Source organism: Phytobacter sp. V69 (assembly GCF_965644215.1).
Classification (GTDB): Bacteria; Pseudomonadota; Gammaproteobacteria; order Enterobacterales; family Enterobacteriaceae; genus Phytobacter.
This window is the reverse complement of the sequence record NZ_CBFFRL010000051.1, coordinates 19,797-27,925: the sequence shown is the minus strand read 5'-3', so window position 1 is coordinate 27,925 and position 8,129 is coordinate 19,797. Positions and strand designations below refer to the sequence as shown.

General features: G+C 51.9%; 10 protein-coding genes and 1 pseudogene. 5 read left to right on the top strand and 6 right to left on the bottom strand.

Going from position 1 to position 8,129, the window contains the following annotated elements:
* The 3 genes and pseudogenes from ACSZPU_RS09590 to exbD all read left to right on the top strand — a co-directional run.
* A pseudogene (locus ACSZPU_RS09590) lies at positions 1-176 on the top strand (IS5/IS1182 family transposase); the annotation flags it as partial.
* 159 nt (positions 177-335) lie between these two features.
* Entirely contained in the window at positions 336-1,073 is a 738-nt protein-coding gene (gene exbB, locus ACSZPU_RS09585) for a tol-pal system-associated acyl-CoA thioesterase (RefSeq protein ID WP_498997967.1), read from the top strand.
* 6 nt (positions 1,074-1,079) lie between these two features.
* Positions 1,080-1,508 (top strand): TonB system transport protein ExbD, encoded by a 429-nt coding sequence (gene exbD, locus ACSZPU_RS09580; protein ID WP_498997965.1) that lies wholly within the window; start codon positions 1,080-1,082, stop codon positions 1,506-1,508.
* Between the two features lie 189 nt (positions 1,509-1,697).
* On the opposite strand, the gene ACSZPU_RS09575 is transcribed toward exbD, so the two are convergent.
* Both ACSZPU_RS09575 and ACSZPU_RS09570 read right to left on the bottom strand, forming a co-directional pair.
* Positions 1,698-2,159, bottom strand: coding sequence for a cytoplasmic protein (locus ACSZPU_RS09575; RefSeq protein WP_498997963.1), 462 nt, complete (start codon positions 2,157-2,159; stop codon positions 1,698-1,700).
* Between the two features lies 1 nt (position 2,160).
* Positions 2,161-2,565 carry a hypothetical protein gene (locus ACSZPU_RS09570; RefSeq protein ID WP_498997961.1) on the bottom strand — a complete coding sequence of 135 codons (405 nt, stop codon included), beginning with the start codon at positions 2,563-2,565 and terminating at the stop codon, positions 2,161-2,163.
* A gap of 103 nt (positions 2,566-2,668) precedes the next feature.
* Here ACSZPU_RS09570 and ACSZPU_RS09565 point away from each other — a divergent pair, with 103 nt between their 5' ends.
* Positions 2,669-3,175, top strand: a complete 507-nt coding sequence (locus tag ACSZPU_RS09565; RefSeq protein WP_498997959.1) for an ESA_00282 family adhesion-associated protein — start codon at positions 2,669-2,671, stop codon at positions 3,173-3,175.
* 40 nt (positions 3,176-3,215) lie between these two features.
* On the opposite strand, the gene ACSZPU_RS09560 is transcribed toward ACSZPU_RS09565, so the two are convergent.
* The 4 genes from ACSZPU_RS09560 to ACSZPU_RS09545 all read right to left on the bottom strand — a co-directional run bounded on the left by ACSZPU_RS09560 (position 3,216) and on the right by ACSZPU_RS09545 (position 6,816).
* Positions 3,216-4,328 carry a phosphoserine transaminase gene (locus ACSZPU_RS09560; RefSeq protein WP_498997956.1) on the bottom strand — a complete coding sequence of 371 codons (1,113 nt, stop codon included), beginning with the start codon at positions 4,326-4,328 and terminating at the stop codon, positions 3,216-3,218.
* 26 nt (positions 4,329-4,354) lie between these two features.
* On the bottom strand, positions 4,355-4,741 hold the full coding sequence (locus ACSZPU_RS09555; RefSeq protein WP_498997954.1) for an ATP-grasp domain-containing protein: 387 nt from the start codon (positions 4,739-4,741) through the stop codon (positions 4,355-4,357).
* 27 nt (positions 4,742-4,768) lie between these two features.
* Complete coding sequence (locus tag ACSZPU_RS09550; protein WP_498997952.1) at positions 4,769-5,581, bottom strand: ATP-grasp domain-containing protein; 813 nt, start codon at positions 5,579-5,581, stop codon at positions 4,769-4,771.
* Between the two features lie 194 nt (positions 5,582-5,775).
* Entirely contained in the window at positions 5,776-6,816 is a 1,041-nt protein-coding gene (locus tag ACSZPU_RS09545; protein WP_498997950.1) for an aldo/keto reductase, read from the bottom strand.
* A 159-nt stretch (positions 6,817-6,975) separates the two neighbouring features.
* Here ACSZPU_RS09545 and yghX point away from each other — a divergent pair, with 159 nt between their 5' ends.
* Positions 6,976-7,863: a YghX family hydrolase gene (gene yghX, locus ACSZPU_RS09540; RefSeq protein WP_498997947.1), complete on the top strand. Its 888-nt coding sequence runs from the start codon at positions 6,976-6,978 to the stop codon at positions 7,861-7,863.
* Positions 7,864-8,129 lie beyond the last annotated feature (266 nt).

Here is an 8,129-nt window from a genome sequence, read left to right as displayed (position 1 = left end):
GTAAGGTCGTACGTGAGTACGACAACGCGCTCTATAAAGTCCGTCATCTGGTTGAAAATGCCTTCCTGCACCTCAAGTGCTGGCGGGGTATTGCAACGCGCTACGCAAAAAATACGGCATCATTTCTCGCTGCCGTCCAGATCAGATGCATCGCTCTCTGGGCTAAAATCTTGTGACGACACTATCTAACCTCGGGACTTTTTTACTGCGTAAGCGCAAGGAAAAAGAGGGGATATTAAGGCAGTATGTAAATACTAATGAGAACTACTATCAATTCGACGACGTTTTGATATTATTACGCTCAGATTTTGTGACATGCGTCCTGGAGATACACAGTGGGTAATAATTTGATGCAGGCGGATCTTTCCGTTTGGGGTATGTATCAACATGCCGACATCGTAGTAAAAATTGTGATGATCGGGTTGATTCTGGCATCAGTGGTCACCTGGGCAATCTTCTTTAGCAAAAGTGCTGAGATGATTGCGCAAAAGCGCCGTCTTAAGCGTGAACAGCAACAGCTGGCTGATGCCCGCTCGCTGGATCAGGCCAGTGAAATCGCCTCTTCTTTCCATGCCAGAAGCCTGAGTACGCTGTTAATCAACGAAGCCCAAAACGAGCTGGAGTTGTCCGCAGGTAGCGAAGACAACGAAGGTATCAAAGAGCGTACCGGTTTCCGTCTCGAGCGTCGCGTTGCCGCCACTGGCCGTCATATGGGCCGTGGTAATGGTTATCTCGCGACCATCGGTGCAATTTCCCCGTTCGTCGGTCTGTTTGGTACCGTATGGGGTATCATGAACAGCTTCATCGGTATTGCCCAGACGCAGACCACTAACCTTGCCGTTGTTGCTCCGGGTATTGCCGAAGCGCTGCTGGCGACCGCTATCGGCCTGGTTGCAGCGATTCCTGCGGTAGTGATTTATAACATCTTCGCCCGTATGATCGGCGGTTATAAAGCCACGCTGGGTGATGTTGCCGCACAGGTTCTGCTGCTGCAAAGCCGTGACCTGGATCTGGCTGCCAGCGCCTCTGCTAAGCCGCCTGTTCACGCCGCCCAGAAATTACGAGTAGGTTGATGCCCCATGGCAATGCGTCTTAACGAAAACCTCGACGATAACGGCGAAATGCACGAAATCAACGTGACGCCGTTTATTGACGTTATGCTGGTTCTGCTGATTATCTTCATGGTAGCCGCGCCGCTTGCAACGGTAGATGTGAAAGTCAATTTGCCGGCTTCCACCAGTCAGCCGCAGCCGCGTCCGGAAAAACCGATTTATCTGTCCGTAAAAGCGGATAACACCATGTTCATCGGTAACGATCCGGTGACTGACGAAACGATGGTTGAGCAGCTCAATGCCGTCACCGAAGGGAAGAAAGACACTACTGTCTTCTTCCGTGCGGATAAGACCGTTGACTACGAAACCATGATGAAGGTGATGGATACCCTGCATCGTGCGGGATACCTCAAAATTGGCCTGGTCGGAGAAGAAACCGTCGCCGCTGCGAAGTAACGCTCCCGTTTTGCTAAATAAGGCTGGCATCTGTGCCGGCCTTTTTCTTTTTTAGCATGCCATGCAGATATCGACATATTTAAGTCAGGCTTCAATTTGGATTAAGAGATATTAAATAAAAAGGGCTTTATTCAGCGGATATTCATACGCGATGAATAACTATCGATAATAAGGGGAGAGATTTTAAGGTTATTTCGGCTGTCGCACGGCTTCTGGCATCGGGGCTTCTGGAAGGTCATCTGTTGCAGGTTTTTCTTCAAGGGGAACGGTGGTGACAACCGCGGTGCGGTATTCGTCATCGGCAAGTTTGCGGCTGATGCGCAGGGTTGCGGTCTCTCTGGCAATGAGATGCTGATAGTTGGCTTCCAGCTTGCCCATTATTTTTTCCAGCAGTTCAGGGTGATCTTGTACGATGGCGTTAATGGTTGCGCCATAGATCTCTTCTTTCACCTGAAAAGCGTAGATTTCCCGGCGATTTTGCCATTTTAATCGCACAAGTGCCGCAGGGATGGAGATAAGCTCATGCGCAATACGCTGTATTGTGGTGTTCTTACTCTGAATGAGCGCATCAATGTTCTGCTTTAAGATAAATTCATCGCTGTGTTCGTTGTCTAAAGTCAAATAAACGTCGTTATTGTCGATCTTCTCCACGTTATTCCTCCTCTAGTTTATAAAACAAAGGCGCATCTTTTTCGCGGGTAATGAGATTAAGCCAAATTTCATTTCCAGCGTCATTAATTTGTTTGGTCTTATCGGCAATTATTTGACTTAATGCCTGAGCATCAATGTCGCCCTCGGCTTGCAAATCGTTCAGCAGGCGGGCAAATGCTTCGATTTTTACTACGCGGTATAATCGGTCTTTTATATGACGGTCACGCTCTTCAAGCAACATATTCCGCGATTGCCCGGTACGATTGGCATTCGCTAATATATCGCTGGCATAATCAGAGAGCGTTCTTTTTCCCTGAGTTAAATTAGTGTCTTTTTCTGCTTCTCCCGGTTCTGCTTCCGTAACGGAAACGTGAAAGCGAGCCGGGACAAGATTCTCGGGCAGCATTTCTAATATCCTTTAATATCAACGGGGTAGGAGAAGTCCGGGCGTGAGGTTCGTTGACAATATCATGGCGCACTTTTAAAATCAAAAAAAATGGAGCCTGCACATGAACAGTATTTATTATTCTGTTGTTGTTTTATTGCTGTTAACGGGCGGCGTACTTTTATTGATGCGCGAAAACAATAAAAAGTCGTCCTTAGCTGAAACTGAAAGTCTGGCGCTGCAAACTAAACCTCTGTCAAAAGAAGAGGGCGAAGACCATTTCGCAATGTTGATGAATGCCATTACCCCGGTGTGGTACTGGCGTGTAAACCATGAATATATTGATTTTCTTCATGCGACCATTAAACGCATGAACATGGCTGAGATAAATAGCGTGCCGGGATTATTTGAAGCGCAGCGCCGCTGTAGCGATCTCAATTCCGCGGTATACAAGTATTACGACAATATTAAGAAGCGCTGTTTAAACGGGGAAAAGGTGATGCACTCTGATCTGGACGTGTTGAACCTGCGTCAGTGTTTTCGCGAGTTCAGCATGGATGCTTACCCGGAGCTGGTCGTGCTGGTATGGCCGGAATATAAGCGCCCGGAGATCACGCCGACAGCGGTATGAGGCGCTCCACTGCTGCCGAAGCAGCAGTGGATAAGGCGAATCAGAACTTAGCGTGATGCTTAAAGCGGAAATCTTCCATAAAGCCGGTCAATTTTTCCACCGCACCCAGCGTCAGCGCGTTATAGATTGACGCACGTACGCCGCCAATCGCGCGGTGACCGCCCAGGCCTGAGAACCCGGCCGCCGTGGCTTCATTCAGGAACAGCGCTTCCAGTTCTTTCGTTGGCAGATTGAACGCAACGTTCATATCAGAACGGAAAGCAATGTCACCCCATGGGCGGAAGAAATCGTGGCTACCGTCAATCATGCCGTACAGCAATTTCGCTTTTTGCTGGTTAATCTGCGCCATGTTTTCCAGCCCGCCGACATCATTGAGCAACCAGCGAGTTACCAGCAGCACAACGTAAATCGCGAACACCGGCGGGGTGTTAAAGTTGGAATGCGATTCAACCTGACGGCGATAATCCAGGAATGACGGCAGATTGTCCGGCGCGTTTTGCACGACATCGTCGCGAACCAGAACAATAGTGACGCCTGCCGGGCCGATGTTTTTCTGCGCGTGGGCGTAAATCAGTGAGAATTTATCGGCTTCACACGGTTTGGACAAAAAGTCCGAAGACATATCACAGACGCGCGGCACATCGTCGCGGCCCAGAATACGGTTGAACTGCAGACCTTCTACCGTCTCATTCGACACGTAGTGAATGTAGGGCGCATCCGGGGAGAAATCTAACTCTTCGTCGGTCGGCAGACGGCGATAGCCGTCTTTCTCACCGCTCCAGATAACGCGAACCGGGCCTTCACGCATGGCTTCAGTTACGACTTTACGGCTCCAGTAGCCAGTATCGAAATATTCTGCCGGGTGTTTTTTCCCGCGCAGCATGGTCATCGGGACCATAGAGAACTGCTGTGTCGCACCGCCCTGCAGGAACAGGATGTGGTAGTTGGAAGGCAGACCCAGCAGCGTGCGAATATTGTTTTCAGTTTCGCGCACCACGTTTTCAAACCAGTCTGAACGGTGGCTGATGCCGAGGATCGACAGCCCCGCTTCAGGGACATTAATGATCGCCTGTTGGACCTGGTTTAAGACCACTTCCGGCAGCGCGCCTGGGCCGCCAGAGAAATTCAGTGCGTTATTAGGATTCAATGACATGTTCATACCTGTGTAGCATCAATGGGTTAGAGCGCTTTTCCGGCGCGTTGTAACAGCATTTCCCGCATCGCAGTTTTGACTTTATGCATGTGAATCTGCTTGTTGGGAAACATCACTTCGTCGTCCATGGCGTGAACGACCATCGCCGGATCGATTTCAAAAATCAGCAGCTCGCCATCCTGCGTTTCGGCACAGTCGATACCGATGTACTCAAGGCCCGTGCGCTGGCTAATGGCGTCCAGTGCAGCGTGGTGGCGTGCGGCAAAATCAGCGAATTCGTTCAGGAAGCGGGCTTCCTGGGCGCGTTTGTTCTCATCTTCGTACATACCCGCGTTGACGTAATGGATCATCCAGTCGGACGAAACACCCATATGGCAGGCGTAGGCTTTACCGTCGATCAGAACCACACGCATTTTGCGAAACAGGCCGTCGTCACCGCTTTAATCAACGAAACGCGACAGGAAAAAGTCATCGCCGTCGACCTGGGTCAGATAAATGGCTACTGCTTCGCGGCTGTCGACTTTTTGCAGGCCGTGGCCACCGTGGCTGCCAACCGGGCGCAGAATAATCGGGAAGGCGTGATCGTCGGCGATATCGGCAACAGACTTCTCACCTGCCGCCACAGACTGTAGAGCCTGGCGGCTGATATGCAGTGCCGGGCAGATCACCAGACCAGGCACATTTTGCAGCAGGATGCTGGCATTATGGCGCTCAGAGCTGGGGACATTTTTTGGCGAGTTCAATACTGGTGTCGGCCAGTTACGCAGCACGGTATCCAGACGCTGAAGAACGGCAGTTTGTTCGTCGCTGGCGCCAATCGCCACCATCACCAGATCGTGCTCCGGCACGGGTGATGTCAACGGATGCGGCGCGTTGGGATCAACATAGTAATTGATCAGATCGATGTCGCTGTCTTCAAGCAGGCAATCAAGCGGGATATTGGCTGAAAGATTACCCGGCACCATCAGCATCAGTACGCGCAGTTTCGTCGGTTGACGTGCGTGCCAGTGGTAGACGCGTTGCATCTGCAGCGCCTGGTTTTGAATTTGCAGACCTAACTCTTCATGCTTCAGGCTCATCATGGCCGTGGCAAGGTTCATCCACAGGGTCGCATCTTCCGGCGATTTTTCCGCAAGGGCGATCATTTCTTGTGCCATGGCGGTGAAGTCAACACCTGCGATGCTCATACGTAAAAATGGCGCCATTCCCAGGAATGGCAACGGTTGAGCTTCCGGCTCTGACGTTAACGACATACTGAGTGCCTCTGGTTATACAGTCGATATGACTTATGATGCTATAAATGACCAGCTGGCAATGCGGTGATTAGCGGGGATAAAAAGCGGGATAACGGGAGTTACCTTCTGAAAGCGCGTCACCGCAGGGGGAAACGTTGCGCGTTTTCTGCTTTTGAATAAAAGAAAGAAGGGAGCCTGAGCTCCCCTTCTTTTTACTTATCGGAGGAGGCGTGCCAGAGATTGAGTTCACCGTCGGCAACATGCTTATCGATCTGCGCCAGTTCTTCGGCGCTAAACGCCAGATTGTTTAACGCCTGCACGTTTTCTTCCAGCTGTTCCGGGCGGCTTGCGCCAATCAGTACGGAGGTGACGCGGGTATCTTTCAGTAGCCAGCTCAGCGCCATCTGCGCCATTGACTGACCACGCGCCGTCGCCATCTCGTTAAGCAAACGCAAGCTGCTCAGGTTGGCTTCGGTCAGCATTTTTTCCGACAGGCCGCGCACCTTCTTGCCCTCTTTCTGCATCCGCGAACCTTCCGGGATCCCATTGAGGTATTTTCCGGTCAGCAACCCCTGCGCCAGCGGGGTAAAGGCGATGCAGCCAACACCGCTGTCGTCGAGCGTATCCAGCAGGCCAGTTTTATCCACCCAGCGGTTAAGCAAGTTGTAAGACGGCTGGTGGATCAACAACGGGATGTTCCACTCGCGCAACAGTTCGACCATCGTCCGGGTGCGCGGCGTAGAGTAAGAAGAGATACCGACATACAGAGCTTTACCGCTCTGTACCGCCTGGGCCAGCGCGGCAGCAGTCTCTTCCATCGGCGTGTTCTCATCGACACGGTGTGAATAGAAGATATCGACGTAGTTCAGCCCCATACGTTGCAGGCTTTGATCGAGGCTGGCGAGTAAGTACTTACGCGAGCCGCCGGAGCCGTATGGACCGGGCCACATGTCGTAACCCGCCTTGGTGGAGATGACCAGCTCATCGCGGTAAGCGGCGAAATCTTCACGCAGCAAACGGCCAAAGTTTTCTTCCGCACTGCCCGGAGGCGGCCCGTAGTTGTTGGCTAAGTCAAAGTGGGTGATGCCTAAATCGAAGGCTTTACGCACCAGCGCGCGTTGGGTATCGAGGGCGTGAACATGGCCGAAGCTGTGCCACAAGCCCAGCGACAGCGCGGGCAGGCGCAAGCCGCTTTTACCGCAGTAACGATACTGCATTTGCTCATAGCGAGCAGGATTGGCGAACCAGGGCATGATGTCTCCTTTCTTGTAGGTGTAGGTTCGAAACAGTGTTTTTATTCTATATCGTCATTGTGTCACAACAATACTTTACGTTCTAAACAGGCTGATTTTTGGGCAAAAGCGGGGCGGTATGCTTTGCTTAGTAAAGAGTTTCGATGACGGAGACAACTGATGACGCGTTTGACGGCGAAAGACTTCCCCCAGGAACTGCTCGACTATTATGACTACTACGCGCATGGAAAAATCTCCAAGCGCGAGTTTCTCAATCTGGCCGGTAAATACGCGGTCGGTGGCCTGACGGCGCTGGCGCTGTTTAACCTTCTCAAACCCAACTACGCGATGGCGACCCAGGTTGAATTTACCGACCCGGATATCCTGCCGGAATACATCACGTATCCGTCGCCCAACGGACATGGTGAGGTGCGTGGCTATCTGGTGAAGCCGACGAAAGTGAGCGGTAAAGTGCCTGCGGTGGTGGTGGTACACGAAAACCGTGGGCTCAATCCCTATATCGAAGATGTTGCCCGCCGTGTGGCAAAAGCGGGCTATATCGCACTGGCCCCGGACGGCTTGAGTTCTGTGGGTGGTTATCCGGGCAATGATGACGAAGGGCGCGAGCTGCAGCAAAAGGTCGACCCGACGAAGCTGATGAACGACTTTTTCGCGGCTATTGAGTTTATGCAGAAGTACCCCGGGGCGACCGGGCAAACGGGCATCACCGGTTTTTGCTACGGTGGTGGGGTGTCCAATGCGGCAGCGGTGGCATATCCGGAACTGGACTGTGCGGTCCCCTTTTATGGTCGCCAGCCTCCCGCCAGCGATGTTGCGCGGATCAAAGCCCCGTTACTGCTGCATTATGCCGAACTTGATAAAGCCATTATCGGCGGCTGGCCTGCTTATGAGGAAGCGCTGAAAGCAAACAACAAGGTTTACGAAGGATGGGTGTATCCAGGCGTGAACCACGGTTTTCACAACGATTCGACTCCCCGTTATGACAAAGCCGCGGCTGAACTGGCCTGGCAACGTACCCTCGCCTGGTTTGAAAAGTATCTCCGCTAGCCCCTTTCCCCTGGCGGTGGCGTCGGGGGATGATTTTGCTTCGAAATTATCAGGCGGTGAAATGTATTGCCATAACTGGACTTCGGCGAAGGATCTAAGATCTTCCCGGCAATATTGCGTTTAAGACGTAACGGTAACGCGAAATAGACTTGCGCAACGGCTTCATCCCGAGAGTCTGCCTGGCGTCGATGCACCGGGCATTTTCCTGAAGATGCGCAAATTTTCTGAGAAAATTCTTATACTGAATCGTCTCAGAATCGTCGCAG

Bases quoted from the DNA above. Each gene is read 5' to 3' on its own strand.
- exbD (WP_498997965.1), top strand. From the start codon at position 1,080: ATGGCAATGCGTCTTAACGAAAACCTCGACGATAACGGCGAAATGCAC.
- ACSZPU_RS09570 (WP_498997961.1), bottom strand. From the start codon at position 2,565: ATGCTGCCCGAGAATCTTGTCCCGGCTCGCTTTCACGTTTCCGTTACG.
- ACSZPU_RS09565 (WP_498997959.1), top strand. From the start codon at position 2,669: ATGAACAGTATTTATTATTCTGTTGTTGTTTTATTGCTGTTAACGGGC.
- ACSZPU_RS09560 (WP_498997956.1), bottom strand. From the start codon at position 4,328: ATGTCATTGAATCCTAATAACGCACTGAATTTCTCTGGCGGCCCAGGC.
- ACSZPU_RS09555 (WP_498997954.1), bottom strand. From the start codon at position 4,741: ATGCGTGTGGTTCTGATCGACGGTAAAGCCTACGCCTGCCATATGGGT.
- ACSZPU_RS09550 (WP_498997952.1), bottom strand. From the start codon at position 5,581: ATGTCGTTAACGTCAGAGCCGGAAGCTCAACCGTTGCCATTCCTGGGA.
- ACSZPU_RS09545 (WP_498997950.1), bottom strand. From the start codon at position 6,816: ATGCCCTGGTTCGCCAATCCTGCTCGCTATGAGCAAATGCAGTATCGT.
- yghX (WP_498997947.1), top strand. From the start codon at position 6,976: ATGACGCGTTTGACGGCGAAAGACTTCCCCCAGGAACTGCTCGACTAT.